The sequence below is a fragment of the Actinokineospora diospyrosa genome, from assembly GCF_024171925.1.
Lineage (GTDB): Bacteria > Actinomycetota > Actinomycetes > Mycobacteriales > Pseudonocardiaceae > Actinokineospora > Actinokineospora diospyrosa.
The window spans coordinates 212,719-233,535 of the sequence record NZ_JAMTCO010000001.1 but is presented as its reverse complement, the minus strand read 5'-3'; the positions used below and the strand labels follow the sequence as shown (position 1 = coordinate 233,535).

At 71.1% G+C, this 20,817-nt stretch carries 16 protein-coding genes; 1 reads left to right on the top strand and 15 read right to left on the bottom strand.

Annotated elements, in window-relative coordinates:
- Genes LV75_RS01015 through LV75_RS00975 form a run of 9 tightly spaced genes read right to left on the bottom strand, consistent with a single transcriptional unit; the run spans position 1 to position 10,007 of the window.
- Entirely contained in the window at positions 1-603 is a 603-nt protein-coding gene (locus LV75_RS01015; RefSeq protein ID WP_253884640.1) for a TetR/AcrR family transcriptional regulator, read from the bottom strand.
- A 13-nt stretch (positions 604-616) separates the two neighbouring features.
- The gene (locus tag LV75_RS01010; RefSeq protein ID WP_253884639.1) at positions 617-1,774 is read right to left on the bottom strand and encodes an acyl-CoA dehydrogenase family protein; all 1,158 of its coding nucleotides are present in this window, start codon (positions 1,772-1,774) and stop codon (positions 617-619) included.
- Positions 1,771-3,672 (bottom strand): acetyl/propionyl/methylcrotonyl-CoA carboxylase subunit alpha, encoded by a 1,902-nt coding sequence (locus tag LV75_RS01005; protein WP_253884638.1) that lies wholly within the window; start codon positions 3,670-3,672, stop codon positions 1,771-1,773. Before LV75_RS01005 ends, LV75_RS01010 begins: the two co-directional genes overlap by 4 nt.
- 5 nt (positions 3,673-3,677) lie before the next feature.
- A complete protein-coding gene (locus LV75_RS01000) occupies positions 3,678-5,276 on the bottom strand; it encodes an acyl-CoA carboxylase subunit beta (RefSeq protein ID WP_253884637.1) in 1,599 nt (532 codons plus the stop codon).
- Positions 5,277-5,333: 57 nt separating this feature from the next.
- Positions 5,334-6,221 carry a polyprenyl synthetase family protein gene (locus LV75_RS00995; protein ID WP_253884636.1) on the bottom strand — a complete coding sequence of 296 codons (888 nt, stop codon included), beginning with the start codon at positions 6,219-6,221 and terminating at the stop codon, positions 5,334-5,336.
- Positions 6,218-6,382 carry a hypothetical protein gene (locus LV75_RS00990; protein WP_253884635.1) on the bottom strand — a complete coding sequence of 55 codons (165 nt, stop codon included), beginning with the start codon at positions 6,380-6,382 and terminating at the stop codon, positions 6,218-6,220. The genes LV75_RS00995 and LV75_RS00990 overlap by 4 nt, the downstream gene beginning before the upstream one ends.
- A gap of 60 nt (positions 6,383-6,442) precedes the next feature.
- The gene (locus LV75_RS00985; RefSeq protein ID WP_308210818.1) at positions 6,443-7,588 is read right to left on the bottom strand and encodes an acyl-CoA dehydrogenase family protein; all 1,146 of its coding nucleotides are present in this window, start codon (positions 7,586-7,588) and stop codon (positions 6,443-6,445) included.
- Entirely contained in the window at positions 7,585-9,240 is a 1,656-nt protein-coding gene (locus tag LV75_RS00980; RefSeq protein WP_308210817.1) for an acyclic terpene utilization AtuA family protein, read from the bottom strand. The genes LV75_RS00985 and LV75_RS00980 overlap by 4 nt, the downstream gene beginning before the upstream one ends.
- A complete protein-coding gene (locus LV75_RS00975) occupies positions 9,237-10,007 on the bottom strand; it encodes a TIGR03084 family metal-binding protein (protein ID WP_253884634.1) in 771 nt (256 codons plus the stop codon). Before LV75_RS00975 ends, LV75_RS00980 begins: the two co-directional genes overlap by 4 nt.
- A gap of 168 nt (positions 10,008-10,175) precedes the next feature.
- Here LV75_RS00975 and LV75_RS00970 point away from each other — a divergent pair, with 168 nt between their 5' ends.
- Positions 10,176-10,652 (top strand): GtrA family protein, encoded by a 477-nt coding sequence (locus LV75_RS00970; protein ID WP_253884633.1) that lies wholly within the window; start codon positions 10,176-10,178, stop codon positions 10,650-10,652.
- On the opposite strand, the gene LV75_RS00965 is transcribed toward LV75_RS00970, so the two are convergent.
- The 6 genes from LV75_RS00965 to LV75_RS00940 form a co-directional block, all read right to left on the bottom strand.
- A complete protein-coding gene (locus tag LV75_RS00965; protein ID WP_253884632.1) occupies positions 10,649-12,001 on the bottom strand; it encodes a type I glutamate--ammonia ligase in 1,353 nt (450 codons plus the stop codon). The two genes, LV75_RS00970 and LV75_RS00965, sit on opposite strands and share 4 nt — an antisense overlap.
- Positions 11,998-13,695: an IucA/IucC family protein gene (locus LV75_RS00960; RefSeq protein WP_253884996.1), complete on the bottom strand. Its 1,698-nt coding sequence runs from the start codon at positions 13,693-13,695 to the stop codon at positions 11,998-12,000. Before LV75_RS00960 ends, LV75_RS00965 begins: the two co-directional genes overlap by 4 nt.
- A gap of 41 nt (positions 13,696-13,736) precedes the next feature.
- The gene (locus tag LV75_RS00955) at positions 13,737-15,005 is read right to left on the bottom strand and encodes a lysine N(6)-hydroxylase/L-ornithine N(5)-oxygenase family protein (protein WP_253884631.1); all 1,269 of its coding nucleotides are present in this window, start codon (positions 15,003-15,005) and stop codon (positions 13,737-13,739) included.
- The gene (locus LV75_RS00950) at positions 14,996-16,441 is read right to left on the bottom strand and encodes a pyridoxal phosphate-dependent decarboxylase family protein (protein ID WP_253884630.1); all 1,446 of its coding nucleotides are present in this window, start codon (positions 16,439-16,441) and stop codon (positions 14,996-14,998) included. The genes LV75_RS00955 and LV75_RS00950 overlap by 10 nt, the downstream gene beginning before the upstream one ends.
- A gap of 89 nt (positions 16,442-16,530) precedes the next feature.
- Positions 16,531-17,487: an LLM class F420-dependent oxidoreductase gene (locus tag LV75_RS00945; RefSeq protein ID WP_253884629.1), complete on the bottom strand. Its 957-nt coding sequence runs from the start codon at positions 17,485-17,487 to the stop codon at positions 16,531-16,533.
- Between the two features lie 1,210 nt (positions 17,488-18,697).
- Positions 18,698-20,770: a S9 family peptidase gene (locus LV75_RS00940; RefSeq protein ID WP_253884628.1), complete on the bottom strand. Its 2,073-nt coding sequence runs from the start codon at positions 20,768-20,770 to the stop codon at positions 18,698-18,700.
- Positions 20,771-20,817: the final 47 nt, after the last annotated feature.

Sequence of the window (20,817 nt, the reverse complement as noted above, 5' to 3'; positions counted from 1 at the left end):
CTACCCGTCCAGGGTCCTGCCCAAGACGATCGCCCACTCACCGAGCACGCGCCGCCTGCGCTTGGTGTCGTCGGTGAGCAGGTTGGCCAAACCGAGGCCCCTGGCGAGGTCCAGGGTCGCCTGAACGGCCTCCCGCACACCGGGGACCGCCTCGTCGGCTCCCAGGGCGAACACGGTCAACTGGTGCGCTTCCCGACCCACCCTGGCCTCCAGCGGCACCACTTGGGCGAGCAACTGCTCGTCCGAGGCCGCGGCGACCCAGAGCTGCAGGGCGGCTTTGAACAGCTTGCCCGCGTACATCTCGCCAATGGCCTCGACCACGAACCGCGTGCGGTCTTGGCCCGGGGGGAGGGTGGGCAGCGCTGAGCGCAGGAACGCCAGCCGTTGGTCGGTCACGTAGCCGATCGCGGCGGTGAAGAGGTCCTCGCGGGTCGGGAAGTGGTGCTGCGCGGCGCCCCGGGAGACGCCCGCGCGCTCGGCGACCACGGCGACCGTGCTCCCGGTCCACCCGACCTCGGCGAGGCAGTCCACCGCCGCCTCCAGCAGCCGCTGGCGGGTGGCCCGGCTGCGGTCTTGGCGCGGTTCGCGGACTGCCTCACCCAACGCCGGTCCTCCTCTAGTAAGACTTGGGCAGCCCCAGTGTGAACTGCGCGATGAAGTTCAGGATCATCTCGCGGCTCACCGGGGCGATCCGGGTCAGCCGGGACGCCGCGACGAGCGCACCGAGACCGTACTCGCTGGCCAGACCGTTGCCGCCGTGGGTTTGCACGGCGGCGTCGACGGCGCGCACGACGGCCTCGCCCGCGGCGTACTTGGCCATGTTCGCCGCCTCGCCCGCGGCCATGTCGTCGCCGGAGTCGTAGAGCCAGGCGGCCTTCTGGGTCATCAGCTTGGCCAGGTCCAGTTCGATCCTGGCCTGGGCGAGCGGGTGCGCGACGGCCTGGTGGGCGCCGATGGGCTCCTTCCACACCTGCCGGGTCTTGGCGTACTCGACGGCCTTGTCCAGCGCGAAGCGGCCCATGCCGATGGCGAAGGACGCGGCCATGATCCGCTCTGGGTTGAGGCCCGCGAACAGCTGCATCAGCGCGGCGTCCTCGGAGCCGACCAAAGCGTCCGACGGGAGCCGCACGTCGTCGAGGAACACGCTGAACTGGTAGTCGGGGGAGACGATGTCCATCTCGATGCGCTGGTAGGTGACCCCGGGCGCGTCGGTCGGCACGATGAACAGCACCGGCTTGAGCTTGCCGGTCTTCGCGTCCTCGGTGCGGCTAACGACCAGGACAGCCTGCGACTCGTCTACGCACGAGATGTAGACCTTACGACCGGTGATGAGCCACTCGTCCCCTTCACGGCGGGCGGTCGTAGTGATGCGGTGGGAGTTGGAGCCCGCGTCCGGTTCGGTGATCGCGAACGCCATCCGCACCGTGCCGTCAGCGAATCCAGGTAACCAGCGCTGCTTCTGTTCCTCGGTGCCATACCGGGCGATGATGGTGGCGCAGATGGCGGGCGATACGACCATCTGCAGCAAGGAAGCGCCAACGGAGGCGAACTCCTCGCACACGGCGGCGAGGTCGCCGATGCCGCCTCCCCCACCGCCGAACTCTTCGGGCACGTTCACGCCCAGGTAGCCGAGCCTACCCGCCTCGTTCCACAGTTCGGTGGTGTGGCCGCCGGACCGTGCGGCCTTGAGCACGTACTCGTGCCCGTACTTGCGCCCCAGGTCCCCGACCGCCTTACGCAGTGCCTGCCGTTCCTCGGACTCGACGAAACTCACGACCCCTCCTCCACGACGGCCAGAACCCGACCCACATCAACCTGGTCACCTGGGGCTACCGGCAGCTCGGTGACGACACCGGCCACCGGTGAGACCACCCGGTGCTCCATCTTCATCGCCTCCAGCCAGAGCAGCGCCTGACCGGCGGCCACCTGGTCCCCCGCGGCGACTGCGACCCGCACGACCGTCCCCGGCATGGGCGCCAGCAGCGAGCCCGCGGCCACGCGCGCCGCCGGGTCGGGGAACCGCTCCGGGACGGCGAACGCGACCGAGCCCGCCGCTGTATCCACAAAGGACCACCCGGGGGCGCGGGCGACGTCGAAGCGGCGCACCACACCCCCGACCGACAACCGAACCAGATCGGGACCGGCCTCGACAAGGCGCACGCCGCCGAACCCGACCAGGTCGCCGCGGTCCACCCGGTAGTGGACCTCGTGCCCGCCGAACACCTTGACCTGCGGCTGGGAGGCGACATTGCGCCACCCGCTCGGCAGCCGACCCAGCACCCGGGCACCCGCCCGGTTCGCCGCGGCGTCGGCCAGGGCGGCGGCGAGCGCGGCGAGCGCCTCGGCGTCGGGGTCGAGCAGCGGCGCGGTGAGGTCGTGGCGGGTGAGGAACGCGGTGTCGGTTTCTCCCGCCAGGAACGCGTCGTGGCGCAGCACCTGGACGAGCAGGTCGCGGTTGGTGCGCACGCCGTGGACGCGAGACCGGACAAGAGCACCCGCGAGCATCCGCGCGGCGGTAGCCCTGTCCGGAGCCCACGCGATCACCTTGGCGAGCATGGGGTCGTAGTGCACGCCGACGACCGAGCCCGCCTCGACACCAGAGTCGAGTCGGACGCTATCCGTCGGTATCTCGAACCGGTGCAAGGTGCCTGTTTGTGGGCGCCAGTCGTTAGCAGGGTCTTCGGCATAGAGGCGGACTTCGATGGCATGCCCGGTTGACGCGGGAGGCTCATCCGGCAGGCGTGCACCTTCGGCGATGGCAAGCTGTAGATGGACCAAGTCCAGACCGGTGACCATCTCGGTGACAGGGTGCTCTACCTGCAGACGGGTGTTCATCTCCAGGAAGTAGAACCGGCCGGACTCGTCGGCGAGGAACTCGACGGTGCCCGCTCCGGTGTACCCAACAGCCTTGGCGGCGGCTTTAGCGGCGTCGAGCAACCTGTCGCGCATTCCACCGGTGCGCTCAACCAGCGGCGACGGCGCTTCCTCAACCACCTTCTGGTGCCTGCGCTGAATAGAGCACTCACGCTCACCGACTGCCCAGACCGTGCCGTATTGGTCCGCCATGATTTGGACCTCGATGTGGTGCCCGGTCTTCAGGTAGGGCTCACAGAACACGGTGGCGTCGCCGAAGGCCGATAGAGCTTCCGAGCGAGCAGTGGCCAACTCGGCTTCTAGGTCTGCCAGGTCGCGCACAACCCGCATCCCCCGGCCTCCACCACCGGCCGATGCCTTGATCAGCACCGGTAGGTCTGCCTCGGTCACCGGATCGACCTCGGTCAGGATCGGCACACCGGCGGCCGCGACCAGCCGCTTGGACTCGATCTTCGAGCCCATCTGCTCGGTGACCTCCGGCGCGGGCCCGACCCAGGTCAGCCCGGCGTCGAGGACGGCGCGGGCGAACCCGGCGTTCTCCGAGAGGAACCCGTACCCGGGGTGCACCGCGTCGGCACCGGCGTCGAGCGCGGCCCGCACGAGCAGGTCGGCGCGCAGGTAGGTGTCGGCGGGCGCGGCGCCGGGCAGGCGGACCGCGGTGTCGGCCTCGGCGACGTGCGGGGCGTCGGCATCCGCGTCGGAGTACACGGCGACGGTGGTCAGCCCGAGCGCGCGGCCGGTGCGGAACACCCGGCGAGCGATCTCACCGCGGTTGGCGACCAGGAGCGAACGGATCACGGCGGTCACATCCGGAAGACGCCGAAGGCGGTGGTGCCTTCGACCGGTCCGGAATGGATGGCCGACAGCGACAGCCCCAACACGGTGCGGGTGTCGCGCGGGTCGATGATGCCGTCGTCATAAAGCATCCCGGACAGGAACATCGGCAGCGACTCCGCCTCGACCTGCCCTTCGACCATGGCGCGCATCGCTGCGTCGTGCTCCTCGTTGTAAGGCTGACCACGGCGTTCGGCGCCTTGGCGCATGACGATGGACAGCACTCCGGCAAGCTGGGCGGGCCCCATAACCGCGGATTTGGCGCTAGGCCAGGCAAACAGGAACCGCGGGTCGTAGGCGCGTCCGCACATGCCGTAGTGCCCCGCGCCGTAAGAGGCGCCGACGAGCACGGACAGATGCGGCACCCGGGAGTTGGACACCGCGTTAATCATCATCGCCCCGTGCTTGATGATGCCGCCCTGCTCGTACTCCTTGCCGACCATGTAGCCGGTGGTGTTGTGCAGGAACAGCAGCGGGGTGTCGGTCTGGTTGGCGAGCTGGATGAACTGGGTGGCCTTCTGCGCCTCTTCGCTGAAGAGGACACCGCTGGCATTGGCAAGGATGCCGATCGGGTAGCCGTGCAGCTGGGCCCACCCGGTGACCAGGCTGGTGCCGTAGAGCGGCTTGACCTCGTCGAAGTCGGAGCCGTCGATGATCCGGGCGATGACCTCGCGCGGGTCGAACGGGACCTTGAGATCGGTGGGCACGATGCCGAGCAGCTCCTCGGGGTCGTGCACCGGCTCGGCGTAGTCGGTCGCGGGCGCGGGGCCGTGCTTGCGCCAGTTCAGCCGGGCCACGACGCGGCGCCCGAGGCGGATCGCGTCGCGCTCGTCCTCGGCGAGGTGGTCGGCCAGGCCGGAGACGCGGGCGTGCATCTCGGCGCCACCGAGCGACTCGTCGTCGGCGTCCTCCCCGGTGGCCATCTTGACCAGCGGCGGGCCGCCGAGGAACACCTTGGCCCGCTCGCGCACCATCACCACGTGGTCGGACATGCCGGGCAGGTAGGCGCCACCCGCGGTGGAGTTGCCGAAGACCAGGGCGATGGTCGGGATCTTCGCCGCTGAGGAGCGGGTGAGGTCGCGGAAGGTGCGCCCGCCGGGGATGAAGATCTCCTTCTGGGTGGGCAGGTCGGCACCGCCGGACTCGACGAGGTTGATCGTCGGCAGCCGGTTCTGCGCGGCGATGTCGGCGGCGCGGAAGCCCTTGCGCATGCCCCACGGGTTGATCGCGCCGCCCTTGACCGTCGGGTCGTTCGCGTTGACCAGGCACTCGACGCCCTCGACGACGCCGATCCCGGTGACCAGGCTGGCGCCGACGGCGAAGTCGGTGCCCCAGGCGGCGAGCGGGGAGAGCTCCAGGAACGGCGAGTCGGGGTCCAGCAGCAGCTCCACCCGTTCGCGGGCGGTCAGCTTGCCGCGCTCGCGGTGGCGGGCCAGGTACTTCGCGCCGCCGCCCGCGACGGCCTTGGCGTGCTCGGCGGCGATCTCGGTGAGCCTGGCCAGCATGCCCTCGCGGTTCGCCTGGAACTCGGCGGTGCCGGGGTCGACCGAGGAGCGCAGCACTGTCACCGCTCCACCGTGGCACGGGCGGTCGGGCTTTTCAAGCATGCACGCTTGATTGTTTCGCTAGTGGTCCTGGCTCGACCGGGGCCCGGGGAGCGGGTCGGCGTGCGTCCAGGCCTCCAGGGCCCGCCGGTGCGGGCTGTCCGGGATCTGCGCCAGGTGGGCGTGCGCGCGGTCGACGTAGTGCTCGGCGAGGTCGGTGGCCTGGTGCACGGCGTCGATGAGGACCTGGCCGCGGTGCTGGGTGAGCAGCAGCGGCAGCGTCGGGCGGCGCGAACTGGGGGCGCCGACCTGGTCGCCGTGCGGGCGGTGCGGCGCGAGGTCGGCGCGGATCTGGGTCGCCATGCCCAGCGCCTCGCCGAACCCGGCGAGGGCGGCGGTGCGCTGCGGACCCGCCCCGGCGAGCAGGGCACCCACCCGGCAGGCGGCCGCGGTCATGGCCGCGGTCTTGTAGTGGACCATCTCCAGGTAGGTCGACACCGGCAGGTCGGTCTCCAGCGCCATCGCCAACTCCAGCGCGACCCCCCGGCACGCCAAGCGGCCCGCGTCGGCCTGCACGCGCATCACCTCGACCAGCGTGTCGGCGGGGACACCCGAGTCGGCCAGCGCCTCGAACCAGGTGAACAGCAGGGCGTTGCCGGTGGCGACGGCGGTCCCCGCGCCGAAGCGGCCGTGCACCGAGGCGCGCCCGCGCCTGGCGTCGCTCTGGTCGATCAGGTCCTCGTGGATGAGGCCGCCGACGTGCGCGCACTCCATCCCGACCGCGGCGGGGACGGCGTCCTCCACGGCGCCGCCGAGGGCCAGCGTGCTGCGCAGCAGCAGGAGCGGCCGCAGCAGCTTGCCCGGGGGCAGCATCGCGTACCTGGCCGCGGCCGAGATCGGGTCGTCACCGGCCCAGCGCGCCGCGATGCCCTCCCAGAGCCGTTCGGCCAGGTCGGCGTCGGTGGTCACCGGTACCACCGGCCCGCGGTGTCGCGGTAGCAGAAGGAGGTGTCGCGGTGGCCGGGCGGCGGCGCGGTGGCGAGCGCGCGCGGTGGGTCGCTGCGCGCCCGGGGGACGCGGTTGGTCTCGGCTGCCGCCGGGGGCGGGCAGAACACCTTGGGATCGGCCACGTCCTCGATGGTTCGACCTCGGACACCCGCTAGTCGAGCAAGACCACCCGATCGGGAGGGTTACCCGGTGAGCCCCAAGCGCTTGGCGGCCAACAGGGTCATGATCTCGGTCGTCCCACCGCCGATGGCAAGGATGCGCATGTCGCGGTAGTGCCGTTCCACCTCGGACTCGCGCAGGTAGCCCAGGCCACCGTGCAGCTGGACGGCCTCCCTGGCGACCCACTCCCCCATCTCGACGGCGGTGTTCTTGGCGAAGCAGACCTCGGCCAGGACGTCCGCGCCTGCGAGGTGCCTCTCCGCGGTGGACCGGGTGTAGGTGCGGGCGACATCGACGCGGCGGGCCATCTCGGCGAGGGTCATCTGCACGGACTGGCGCGAGATCAGGGGCCGCCCGAAGGTCTCGCGGTCCCGGCACCACTGGACGGTCAGCTCGTAGGCCCGTTGCGCGGCCGCGTAGGCCTGTACGGCAAGGGTCAGCCGCTCGGCGACGAAGTTGACCGCTATCTGAATGAACCCGGTGTTCTCCGCGCCCACCAGGTTCGCCACCGGGACCCGGCAGTCCACGAAGGACAGTGAGGCGGTGTCCGAGCAGTGCCAGCCCATCTTCTCAAGTCGTCTGTCCACTGTGAAACCCGGTGTGCCTGCCTCGATGACCAGCAAGGAGATCCCGTGCGCGCCTGGGCCGCCGGTGCGGACCGCGGTGGTGACGAAGTCGGCGCGGGCACCCGAGGTGATGAACATCTTGGCGCCGTTGACGACGTAGTGGTCGCCATCGCGGACGGCGGTGGTGCGGATGCCCGCGACGTCGGAACCGCCGTCGGGTTCGGTGATGGCGAGGGCGCCGATCAGCCCGCCCGCCAGGGTCGGCCGGACCCAGCGGTCGACCTGGTCGGCGTTGGCGGCGTTGACCAGGTGCGGCAGGGCGATCCCGCAGGTCAGCAGGCCCGCGACGAGACCACCGGAGCCACCCGCGTAGTGCATCTCCTCGACCACCACCATGGCGTCGATGAGGTCACCACCGCCACCACCCACTTCCTCGGGGAAGGCGACGCCGAGCAGGCCGATATCGCCCGCGGTGCGGTGCAGCGAGCGCGGCAACTCGCCTTCGCGCTCCCAGGTTTCCAGGTGTGGCAACACTTCCTCGGCCATGAACCGGCGGACGGTTGCCCTCAGGTCCCGGCGTTCCGGTGTGTCGAACGGGTTCACAGCAGCTCCTCGGGGACCTCGGCGTGCCGGGAGCGCAGCCACTCGCCCAGGGCCTTGGCCTGCGGGTCGAACCGGGTCGAGGCGGCGACGCCTTGGCCGAGCAGGCCGTGGATGACGAAGTTGACCGCGTTGAGGTTGGGCAGCGGGTGGCGGTCGATGTGCAGGTCCGCGGTCTCGGGCAGCAGTTCGCGCAGCCGGTCGGTGGTCAGCTCGGTCGCCAGCCAGGGGAAGGCGGCGGGGTCGCGGACCCAGACGCCGAGGTTCGCGTCACCGCCCTTGTCACCGGACCTCGCGCCGAGGACCGTCCCCAGTGGAACCCTGGTGGTGGAGCCGAACTCGGCCATGCCCTTCTCGAACATCCGCGTCTCGACCACGCGCGGCTCGACCGGTGCGCCCGGTGTCCACGGGATGGACTGGCGGGTGCCGTCGGGCAGGACCGCCGTGTGGTGGACCGCCGAGGGGGCGGCGTACTCCGGGCGGTAGACGCCGATCGGGGTGCCGTCGGAGGGTGGGGCGGTGAGGGTGAAGCCGGGGTAGCTCGCCAGGGCCAGTTCGACGGTGGCGCGGGAGAACTGCTTGGCGACCACCGGGTCCGAGGTGCTGATGGAGCCGTGCAGCAGGGCGCTCGCGGTCTCCTCGGTGTCGGCGTCGGGGTGGTCGGTGCGGGCCAGCGTCCAGGTGACGCCGTAGAAACCGATCTGCTCCTTGACCAACTCGGCCTTGCGCTCGATGTCGAGTCCACAGAGGACGAAGGTGGCGCTGTTGCGGAACCCGGCGAGGGTGTTCACGCAGACCTTGACCAGCTCGGGCGGTGGTGCGCCCTGGACGCCGCTGACCAGGACGCGATCGGGGCCGTCGTCGGTGAGCGTGATCGTGTCGAACCGGGTGGTGACGTCGGGGCCGAGGTAGTCGGCGCCCTGGATCTCGTAGAGCAGTTGCGCGGTCACGGTTTCCCGGGTCACCGCGCCCCCGGTGCCGGGGTGCTTGGTGATCACCGCCGACCCGTCCTCGCGCACCTCGGCGATCGGGAACCCGGGTCTGGTGGCGTCGAGCTCGGTGAAAAAGGCGAAGTTCCCGCCGGTGGCCTGGGCACCGCACTCCAGGATGTGCCCCGCGACCGTCGCCCCCGCGAGCCGGTCGAAGTCCTCGCGGCCCCACCCGAAATGCGCCGCGGCGGGCCCGACCACCAACGACGCGTCCGTCACCCGCCCGGTGACCACGACGTCCGCACCCGCCCGCAGGCACTCGGCGATCCCCCACGCGCCGAGGTAGGCGTTGGCGGTGAGCGCACCGGGGAAGTCGGGTCCGCGCAGGTCATCGCCCTCCACGTGGGCCACCCGGACGTCCAGCCCCCGAGCCGCGGCCAGCTCCCGAACGGCGTCGGCGAGCCCGGCCGGGTTCAGCCCGCCCGCGTTGGTGACGATCTTGACGCCCCGGTCCACCGCGGTCATCAAGGACCGCTCCAACTGCCGCAGGAAGGTCTTGACGTACCCGCCCGCCGGGTCCTTGAGGAGCTGCCGCCCCAGGATCAACATGGTCAACTCAGCCAGGTAGTCCCCCGTGACGACGTCGAGCTCGCCCCCGGTCACCATCTCGTCGAACGCGTCGAACCGGTCGCCCCAGAACCCGGACGCGTTGCCGATGCGGATCACGCCTCGCTCCTCCCCGCTCCAGGCGGCCCGGCGAAGGCCTGCGCGATGTCGAGCCAGGTGTCCGCGTCGGGGCCGGTTGCGGTGAGGGTGGTGTTGGCCCGGTGCACTCGTTGGGTGACCAAGCGGCAGAAGTCGAGGGCGGGGCCGCGGACCTGCTGAGCCGCTTCCGGGGGACCCCACGTCCACAGGCCGTCCGGGCCGCTCAGCTCTATCCGGAACTCCTCGGCGGGGGCGGGGAGGCCGCGCACCAGGTAGGCGAAGTCACGGGTGCGGACGCCCAGGTGGGCGACGTGTCGTAGCCGGTTGGTGGGCACCCGCACCACGCCGAGGGCGTCGGCCACGTCACCCGCGTGGGCCCAGGTTTCCATGATCCGCGCGGTCGCCATCGACGCCGGGCTCATCGGGGGGCCGTACCAGGGGAGTTTGCCGGTGGCGGAGTCCAGGGCGGCGGCGAGGCGGTCGCGGGAGGTTCGCCAGCGGCGCAGCAGGTCGGCGGGCGGGAGGGCGGCACCCTCGGCCGCGCCCCGGTCGACGAAACCCGTGGGGTCGGTGATCCGGCCGAGTTCGGCGGCGAACGCGTCCGGGTCGGTGGCGGCCAGCAGGGCCCGCTCGTCGGTCCAGGCCAGGTGGGCGATCTGGTGCGCCACCGTCCACCCGGCCGCGGGGGTCGGGGTGGACCAGTCGGCGGCGGGCCGGTCGCCGACGACGGCGTCCAGTTCGGCGCCCTCGGCCCGCAGGTCGGCGAGCAGGGCGGACAGGTCGATCACCACCTCACCGTGGCACGGCGGGCGGCGCATTTCAAGCATTCACGCTTGATTGTTTTACCCGGCTCGGCGATCACGATTCGGCGTCGGGTGGCCACCTGATCGGGCGATCGGTACCGCCGTTCGCCTGGACGACGGCAACCGGACACCCGGTGTCGCCAGGATGGCGGCATGTCGGTTCGGGACGCCAAGCGGGCGGAACGCGGTGAGCGGTTCGCCGCGCTGATGGCGGCGGTGGTGCGGCGGCTGCCGTTCGGGCTGGCCCGGGTCGTGCCGCCCAGCCTGCTCGGGTTCGGGGTGATCAACGGGTTCACCTTCGCGGTGGACATCGGGCTGCTGACCATCATGCGCAGCGGGCTGGGCTGGCCGCTGCCGGTGAGCATCACGATCGGGTACATCGCGGCGTTCGGGCTGAGCTTCGTGCTGAACCGGGCCTTCAACTTCCGCTCGCACGCCGACGTCGGGCCGCAGGTCGGCAGGTACGTCGTGGTCGTGACGATCAACTACCTCGCCTGGATCCTCGGGGTCGGCAGCGGGCTGGCCGCCCTCGGCGTCGACTACCACCTGGCCCGCCTCGCCGCGGGGGCGTGCGAGGGGGTCTACATGTACGTCTGCATGCGGTGGATCGTCTTCCGCGAGAAGCCCTAAGCGCGCAGGTCACCCCGCTCGCGTTGCCAGGAGGAGACCGCCTCTAGGCCCGCGTCGAGCTCCTCTCCAAGCATCGCCACTCGATGGTCGACGACCTCTTGCCCCAAGAGGGCAACGGCGAGCTTGGACGTGCTCAAGCGCTGCAACGCCTCCCACGGTGTCCGAGCGAGATCGCCGACCAGCTTGTTCTCGGCCGGCGGCGCCAACCGCTCCTCCACACCGGACAGCCCTGCCGCGATCAAGGCAGCGACTACGAGGTGCACTTGGGCGTCAGCGCCCGCGAACCTGGCCTCCATCCGCAGCGACGGTCCGTGCCCAGCGAGCCGGACAGCGGCGGTGCGGTCATCGCTCCCCCAGCGCAGCGAGCGAGGCGAGAACGGCGATGTGCGGAGGCGGACGTAAGAGTTCCACGTAGGAGCCCAGAACGCAGTGAGGTCTGGCGCGGCGCGGAGGACCCCGGCGAGGAAGTGACCGAACAACGTCGACATCTGCCCCGGCTTAGCGCCCGCCATAAGCGACACACCGGACGGGTCCGATAGGGACAAGTGCACGTGGCAGGACCCACCGGTGCCTGATGACTCTGCCGCCAGGTATCCCGCGCGGACCCCGTGCTCGGCTGCGACCCGACGGACGGCCAGTTGGTGCAGCATGGCGTCGTCGCACGCGGCTAGAGCGTCCCGGTGGCGCTGTACGACCTCGTACTGCCCGGGGTGGCACTCGCCGCGCGCGGACTCCACACCCAGCCCGAGGCCATAGAGCGCCGAACGCACGTCAGATAGCAGCCCAGAGATCGGCGATAGGCCACCGACCGCGTAGTCCAAGCCTCCCCCGGTAAGAGGGGTGCCGTCGGGAGATGTGAAGGTGACCTCGTGCTCGATACCGATAGACGGGACCAGGCCCAACTTCTCGGCCATCACGACCTGGTCGCGCAGGGTCGAGCGCGGCGCCTCGGGGATCGACCGGCCGTCCGGCCACTCGACGTCGCACACCACCAGCCAGGTGTCGGCGCCGTCGGGGGTGAGGGTCGCGAGGTCGGGCCGGATGCGCAGGTCGCCGTAGCCGCCGAGGAACTGGTCGACGGCGGAGGCGTTCACCGCCTGGCGCGCCGGGTTCCAGCCGAAGACGTACGCGCACATCCCGTAGCCGCCGGTCAGGACGCTGTCGACGAAGAAGTCCGCCGCCAGCTCCACCGAGGCGAACCGGGCGTGCGGGTCGGGCACCAGGCACACGACGCGGCGCACCGACCCCGCCGCCACGGCACCGCGCAGCGCGCCGGAGAGCGCCGAGGCGGTCTGGGCGCGCTCGGCGAGGGTCCGGGGGCCGACCGGTCTGCGGTGCTCGACGCTCACCAGGCACCGTCCGGGTCCGCCGCGGCCAGCGGGTTGAGCGCGCGGCCGAACCGCACGTCGAACTCGTCGTCGCGCTCGACCTTGTCGAAGCCCTGGCCCGCGAGGTGCTCGCGGTTGAGGCAGACCCGCTCCACGTCCGGGGCGAACAACCGGCAGGCGTCGAAGCGGGCCGCGGTCTCCGGGTGCTCGTCGCGGTAGGCCGAGACGATCTCGCGCACCAGAGCCCACAGCCGGGGCCGGGGGAAGCCGAGGTCCTCGTCCAGGATCTCGGCGAGGAAGCGCAACTGACCGGCGAACACCGAGCTGAACAGGGACTGGGCCAGCAGGTGCGCGGGCCAGCGCAGCATGTCGGCGCGCGCGGCTGGGCCGAGCCGGTCGTAGCCGGGCAGCGGCTCGTCGAGCAGGTCGACGCCCTGGGCGAAGTCCTTGATGGCGACGTGCTTGGGCCTGCCGTGCTTGCCTGCGACGAGGATCAGGTTCTGCCCGTGCGGGCAGAAACCGACGCCGTGGGCGAGCAGCCAGTGCAGCAGCGGGGTGAGGGAGATGTCGAGCAGCCTGCGCATCCAGTCCTCGGTGGACATACCGGACTCGGTGATCAGGTGCGCGATCACCGACACGCCGTCGGCGCCGCGGTAGGGCAGGGCGGCGAAGGAGATCGCGCGCTCGCCGTCGGCGAGGCGGGTGCGGATCGGGTCCCGCCACAGCGCGCCGAGGGTCTCGTGGAAGCGGTAGGGCAGCTCGTCGACCGCGCCGAAGAGCGGGTGGCGCACCGAGACGCTGGCGACCTCACCGAGCAGGTCGAACCGGTAGCGGTCGCGCAGCAGCTCGTCGCTGTCGTGCACGCCGCGCAGCCAGGTGGTCACCTCGGGGGCGGCCAGCGTCGCCGCGGCCGCCAACCCCCGGTACACCAGGGTGTTGCGCACCGAGACCGCGGTCTTGACGTCCAGCCTGCTCGGGTGCGAGGCGTTGGCCAGCGTGCGCACCGTCTGGTGTGGACGGTAGCGGTCGGTGCTCTCGCCGACCGCTACGATCGCGCCGGTGGCCAGCTCCTTCGCGTAGAGGGTGCCGATGACCTCGTCGAGCTGCCAGGGGTGGACCGGCATCAGGACGTAGTCGCCGGGGTTGGCCAGCTTGGCGCGGAACGAGGCGAGCTTGTCGGCACCGAGTTCGCCGGTGAGCAGCTTCTCCTCGGTGAGGGTGCTGACGCAGGCGAAGGTGGCGTGGTCGCGGTGCACGGCCAGCCAGGGCAGCGCGAACCCGGCGCCGGACTCGGGGGCGTACTTGGCGCGGTCGTGCGCGGAGAACCCGACCCGGCCCTTGTTGAGCACCAACCTGGGGTGGCCGGTGAGGTGCCCGTCGGCCTCGTCGTAGTCCAAGGTGGACAATTCGGCCGCGGTGGGCGCGTGGCCGAGCCGGGCCGCCTCGTTGGTGACGGTCGCGGTCAGCTCGGCGAGCACGTCGGCCAGCCGCAGGCCGGTGAGGCCCAGCTCGGCGCGGGCGTCCACGACGAGGGTGCGCGGGTCGTCGGCGGGCTCGCCGTCGCGGGTCGCGGTGCCGGGGCGCACCGCCCAGGACTCGAAGGCGCCGCGGCGCGCCTGGAACCGGTAGACGACCTCGCCGAGGCGCAGCCGCCACGAACCGGGTCCCTCCGGTTCGGGCCGCAGCAGGCCCTCGTAGCTGAGTTCCCCCAGCATCTTGTGCGTCACCAGTGCCCCGGCGTCCCGCCAAGCAGCCGTCACGTCGCCCTCCTTCTCTCCCGCACGAGCCCGAACGTGGTGAACGCGGTGCGCTCGGGCAGCGCGTGCGGCGCGCGCCCGGTCACGGCGTTGAGGATGGTCGCCGACCGCCAAGCGGTCAGACCCAGGTCGGGGGCGCCGACACCGTGGGTGTGCCGTTCGGCGTTCTGCGCGAACACCGACCCGGTGATCCCGCGCGCCAGACCGACCCGGAACTCGGCGTCGACGGTGAAGCGGCCCGCCGCGTCGCGGGGACCGAGGAGCGGCCCGAGCAACGCCGCTGCGTCACGTTCGGCGTAGCCGGTGGCGCAGACGACGGCGTCGGTGCGCACGGTGGCCGTGACCCCTTGGTGTCGGTGGTGGAGGGTCAACTCGATCCCAGCCTTCTCGGGGCGGGCTGCGGTGACCTCGACGCCGGGGGTAAGAGACACATCGGGCCAGCCACTGCCGACAGTGCGGTTATAGAGCTCGTTCTGGATGTCGGCGATGGTGTCCGCGCTGATCGCCTTGTAGAGCTGCCACTGCGTGGGGACGAGGGCGTCGCGAGCGGGTTCAGGGAGGTCGTAGAAGTACCGGGTGTAGTCCGGGGTGAACTGTTCTAGCCCGAGCTTCGAGTACTCCATGGGCGCGAAGGCCGGGGTGCGGGTGAGCCATCTCAGCCCACCGCCCCGTCTGCGTAAGAGGTCCAGGAAGACTTCCGCGCCGGACTGACCAGAGCCGACGATCGTGACGTCGTCTAGGGCTAAGAGACTGTCGCGGATGTCTAGGTAGTCGGCCGAGTGGTGGGCTACGCCCTTCAACGGGTCGGGGACTACAGGCTCTGTGCCGATGCCCAAGACGACGTTGCGGGCTAAGAGGGTCTCGGTCTCGGTGATGACTTCGAATGTCTCTTGTGCTGCCGACCAACGGACTTCGGTCACGTTCTGGCCGAAGGAGCAGGAGGGCAAACGTTTGACAGCCCAGCGGCAGTAGTCGTCGTACTCGGCGCGCGGGATGTGGAAGCGCTCGGCGAAGTAGAACGGGAACAGGCGGCCCTTGTCCCGCAGGTAGGCCAAGAATGACAGCGGGTGGGTGGGGTCCACCAAGGAGACCAGGTCGGCCAGGAACGGGACTTGCAGCGTGGTGCCGTCGATGAGGAGACCGGGGTGCCAGTGGAAGGCGGGTGCGCGGTCGAGGAACCGCGCGCGCACGCCGTCGACCCCGGACGCGAGCGCGGCCAGGGACAGGTTCGCCGGCCCGATGCCGACTCCGACCAGGTCTAGCGGCACCGGTCCGCCTTGTCGGCCACCAGGTCGAGCAGCGGCAGGTAGTGCTCGGGGGTTGCGTGGGGGTGCAGCAGCGTCAGCTTCAGCCACAGCCGGGAAGTGCCATCGGCGTCAGGCATGGTCGCCCGGCCGAGGACAGCGATACCGTCGTCGAGAAGTCCTCTTCGGACAGAAGCGATAAGAGCGTCACCGTCGTCGGACTCGTCTGCCGCACGGGGCCGCAAGAGGACCGTGGACAGCGACGGCTCGCCCCACAACCGAAGCCTGGGGTGCGCAGTGACGGCGCTGGCGACCTGGGTGGCGGTGTCGCAGCAGCGGTCGACGAGCTCACCGAGGCCCGCGGTGCCGAGCGCGCGGGCGGTGACAGCGATTTTGAACGCGTCTGGCCTTCGGGAGGTGCGCAGTGAGCGGCCGAGGAGGTCGGGCAGGCCTGCCTCGGTGTCGTCGGCGGCGTTGAGGTAGTCGGCGTTGGTCGCGAGCTTGGCGGTCAACGCGGTGTCGCGGCAGGCGATCATCCCGGCCGCGATCGGCTGCCAGCCGAGTTTGTGCAGGTCCAAGGCGATGGAGTCGGCCTGGTCGATGCCCGCGAGCTGGGCCAAGCGGCAGGAGCTGAACAGCAGCGCGCCGCCGTAGGCCGCGTCGACGTGCAGCCACGCCCCGGCCGCGCGAGCGACCTCGGCGATGGCCGCCAGCGGGTCGATGGCACCGGAGTTGGTGGTCCCGGCGGTCGCGATGACGACGGCGGGGCGGTCGAGGGTCGCCAGGGTGGCCGCGAGCCGGTCGGGGTCGAGGCGGTCGCGGTTGGTCGGGACGGTGATGGGGCGGGGCAACCCGAGCAGCCAGGCGGCGCGCGCGACGCTGTGGTGGGAGTTGTCGCCGCAGACCACGACCAGGTCGGGGCCGAGGGTCTCCCGGGCCAGCAGGACCGCGGTCAGGTTCGACTCCGTGCCGCCACTGGTGACGAGCGCGTCCGGCCGCTCGGCGCGCGGGTAGCACAACCGGGCCACGCGGTCGGTCAACGCCCGTTCCAGCGCGCTCGCGGCGGGCGCTTGGTCCCAGGAGTCCATCGAGGGGTTCAGCACGCTCGCGACCAGGTCGGCGGCAGCGGCAACGGCCAGCGGCGGGCAGTGCAGGTGCGCGGCGCACCACGGGTCGACCGGATCGGCGGACCCGGTGGCCAGCACGGCCGACAGCTCGGCGATCGCGGCCTCCGCGCCGATCCCGTCGACCGGCAGCGGGTCCATCTTGGCGATCGCCCGCTCAACGGCCAACGGCCCGCCCGCGGGGAGCGGTCCCCCGCGCTCGCGCACCCCGGCCCCGAGCGCCGCCAACGCGACCGCCACCAGCCCGCCCACCGTCTCCGCCCCCGCCAGCGCGGCGGTCGTCTCGCCGACCCCGGCCGGTACCCAGTCGAGCCCGTTCGCGTGCACCCGGACCATCCCGCGCCTTCCTTAGGTTTGCCTACCCTTACTCACCCTAGTCGGCAGCCACCTCTCACGATCGAGCGACACTTGGGATCTTGCTTGCCTCAGCCCTTCGGCGCCAGGGTGCGCACCACCTCGGCAGGATCACCGCCGGTGGGCAGCACAGACATGATCGGCACCGTCACCCCGGCGTCCACATAGGAAGCCACCCGCTCCCGGCACTCGTCGGGCTGCCCGTGCACGATCAGCTCGTCCACCACCGAGTCGGGAATAGCGGCATTGGCGGCGGCCCTATCGCCCCTTGCCCAGGCCTCTTGCATGGGCCGCAACATCTCTCCCCTGCCGAGCCACTCATGGAAGGCCGCATAGACGGGGACGGTCAGGTAGCTGCTGATGAGGAGCCTGCCCAACGCCCGAGCCGCGTCCTTGTCCGCGGTGGGGCAGACCAGGATTCGCGCCACAAGCTCGGTACCGGGCCTCAACTCGGCCCGAACAGCCGCAACATCCGCCGGAGCCAACCAGTTCGTGATAGCTCCATCACCGAGCCTCGCCGCCAACCGCAACATGCCCGGCCGCAACGCCGCCACCATGATGTCGGGAGGCGTGACCGGAGGCCGATCCAGCCGAAACCGCGAGATGGAGAAGGTGTCGTAGTCGGCACTGACCTTCTCGCCCGCGAGCGCGGCCCTTAAGAAGACGAGCGTGTCACGAACCCGCTGATAGGGCCGATGGAACACACCCCCGTTCCACCCCTCAACGATCGTGGCCGACGAGGACCCGATCCCCAAGGTGAACCTGCCCGGCGCAAGCTCGGCGATAGTGGCCGCGCTCATTGCCAGCAGAGCAGGCCCCCTCGTGAACACCGGCGCGATGGCGGTACCGAGGTTGAGCGCGGGCGCCCACTCAGCGGCAAGGGCCAGAGGGGTGAACGCATCGGTGCCCGCGGTCTCAGCGGACCAGAGGTCGGTGTAGCCGAGATCGGGCAGGGACCGCACGAGGTCGCGGTGCGCGGGGAGCGGAATACCGCTCAATGGCAGTGAAAGCCCCCACCTCGGTGCCATGCCACCCCTCCTAACCAGCCACGACTCTGGGCGGAGGGTACCGGCGGGGGCACGGGGTGGAGGTGGGACGACACACGGGTTGAGCGGGAAAGTTGGACAAACCGCCGCGCGGGGCGTGTTGGGGTTGCTGTTACTGGGCGTTGGTGCCGCTGGGTTGGTGCCGCTACGGCGGGTTGGCGCTCTTGCCGGGCGTTGGTGTGCTGCTGGGCGATGGTGTGCTTGCGGCGTGGGGTACTGCTGACGGGCGTGGGTTGTTACTTCTGAGGGCTGGTGTCGCTGCGCCGAAGGTTGGTGTTGTTGCTTCGGGAGGTCGGCATTTTCGCTTCGGGGGTCGGGTTGTGCACAACGGTGGTGGTTGTCCACAGGCTCCGGCCGCTGCGGCTGTTTTGTCGGTGTCGCCCGGTAGGCTGTATATCAGGGGCTCTTGTGGCAGATGATCTTGTGGGCGCGGCTGTGGTTGTCCACAACGGTTATGGTTATCCACAGAGCGCTGTTCGGCACTCCCGTTGTGTCGGTGCTGCGCGGTAAGCTGTGTATTCGGGGGCTTTCGATCAGGTTGATCTTGGCGTAGGCCGGGGTTGGGGATGCGAGGCAAGGGATTCGGGCCTCCGCCTTCGGCTCCGGGAAACGCCTCGTCGCCTGGCGGCAACATCGGCGGAGATCCGCGACAATGCGGAAAGCTCGATGGGGCGAACTTGTTTTGCGCGGGGCCCCTACAACACCCGACGCAGAACCGCAAAGCAGGGGCCCAAAAGCAGGCCCTGCCGCGCTGAAACGCTACGGGTGCCGTCCCCCCACGCAAAACAAGTCCGCCCCATCGAGCCGGCCTGGCACCAGCGAGTCCGACTGTCCAGGCGCTGGGTTGGCAGGGCAGACGAGAGCGGGCTGAGTTGGCACCGCCGGGTCCGAGTGTCCACGGGCTGGCACTGTGGGTTGGGGCGGACCTGACGGGATTGGCCTGGCACCGACAGCTCCAAGGAGCGCGGGGCTGAGCAGGGCTGAGGCGGGACGTGACGGAAGCACGGCTGGTACCGGCGGCTCCGAGGAGCGCGGGTTGCTCAGGCGGGCCGGGGCAGACCTGACGGACGCCAGCTTGGCACCAGTGACTTCAAGCGACTTGGCCACGGCAAGGCTGTCGTGCAATACACGCAGCTGTTCAATGGAAGGGTGGGGTGCGGCGTGAAGTAAGAGGGCCGCACCCCACTGCAAGCTATTCCACGCCCAGCGAGGACTTAAGCCAGCGAACCTGCAAGAGCAGGAAGTTCTCCGCCACGTCATCCTCTTGCGGCGTCATGTGCGTAACGCCCGGCAGAGGCAACAGTGCGTGTGGGCGTCCGGCAGCTACTAGAGCGCTGGAAAGACGGATTGCGTGGGCGACTACCACGTTGTCGTCGGCGAGGCCGTGGATGATGAGGAGGGGGCGGTCCAGTTTGGGGGCGTCGTCGATTAGGGAGTTGTTGGTGTAGGTCTGGGGAGATTCGTCCGGGTGGCCTAGGTAGCGTTCCGTGTAGTGCGTGTCATAGAGGCGCCAGTCGGTCACGGGGGCGCCTGCGATGGCGGCGTGGAATACGTCGGGGGCGCGGAGGACGGCTAGGGCGGAGAGGTAGCCGCCGTAGGACCAGCCTCGGATGGCTACCTTGGTCAGGTCCAGGTCGGGGTGGGTGGCGGCGACGGCGTGGAGGGCGTCTATCTGGTCGGTGAGGGTGGGGCCCGCGAAGTCGCCCGCGATGGCTCGTTCCCAGACGGGGCCTCGGCCGGGGGTGCCTCGGCCGTCGGCCACCAGGACGGCGAAGCCCTGGTCGGCGAGCCACTGCGGGGCCAGGAACGCGTTGCGGGTCGAGAGGACGCGCTGGGCGTGGGGGCCGCCGTAGGGGTCCAGCAGGACGGGGAGGGTGCGGCTGCCGGGGACGTGGCCGGTCGGGTAGAGCAGGGCCACGCGCAGGTCGCGCTCACCGACGGTCAGCAGTTGGAGGTTGGGGGTGAGGCCGGGGTCGACCGTGTGGGTGGTGACCTGGCCGACCGCCTCGCCGCCGCGCAGCACCTGCACGCGCGGGCCGGACCACTCCAGCGACCACGAGGTGAGCACGACCACGTCGCCGGACCTGGCCGCCGAGTGCACGCCGTCCACAGTGGACAGGCGGCGGTCGCCCGCGTAGACGTGGACCTGGGTGGGGTCCTCGGCCGAGGCGGTGTAGAGCACGTCGTCCGCCACGTCGAGGACCGCGCGGACCTGCAGGTCGCCGCTGACCTCGGTGTCGCCGACGACCAGGCGGTTCGCGCCGTCGCGGGCGGTGACGCGGACGAGGTCGCCGGACGGGGTCCAGGCGGGCACGCCGGGGGTGATCTCCACCCAGTGCTCGTCGGTCTCGGTGTGCAGGACCTCGGTGGCGCCGGTGTCCGGGTCGACCGCGCGGACCTGGACCTGGCGCTGGTCGCGGGACTGGACCGCGATCAGCGGCTTGCCCCCGGCCGACCAGTGCGCGGTGACCAGGTACGGCTGGTCGACGCCGTCCCAGTCGACCTCGACGCGGGTGCCGTCGAGGGAGATGACCGCCAGCGAGACGCGCACGTTCGGGGTGCCCGCGGCCGGGTAGGCCACGACGGCGGGTTCGACGCCCGGGTTCGCCGGGTCGGCGATGTGCCAGCGCTGGACCTCGCGCCGGTCGGTGTGCGCGACCAGCAGCCGGTCGCCCTCGGGGGACCACCAGTAGCCGCGGGAGCGGTTCATCTCCTCGGCGGCGATGAACTCGGCCAGGCCCCAGGCCCGGTCCTCGCCCTCGGGGGCGGCCAGCGCGCGGTCGTCGGCGCCGTCCACCCCGACGACGCGCAGCGCGTTGTCGGCGACGTAGGCCACGTGGGTGCCGGTCGGGTTCGGCCGCGGGTCCACGACCGGGGTCACCGCGGGCAGTTCGCGGGCGTCACCGGTGAGCGCGTCGGCGGCGAACAGCCTGCCCGACAGCGCGAAGGCGGCGACCCGGGCCGCGCCGTCGGTGCCGACGCCGACCACGCCTGCGCCCTGCTCGCGGCTGCGCTCGCGCCTGGCCCGCTCCTGCGCCGAGAGTTCCTCCGCGCCGCCGAGCAGCACCGCCGGGTCACCCAGTCGGGTCTCCTGCCCGGTGCCGAGGTCCTGCCGCCACAGGACGTGCGTGCGGTCCTCGCCGGAGCCGGAGCGCAGGAACAGCAGGTGGCCGCCGTCCGGGGCGATCCGGAACTCCCTCGGCGAGCCGAGGGTGAAGCGCTGGGTCCTCGCCTGTAGGCGGAGGAACGAGTTCTCACTGGTCACGCGGACAACCTATCCGGAGCGGGGCCGCCGCGGCAGCCCGTGCTCCC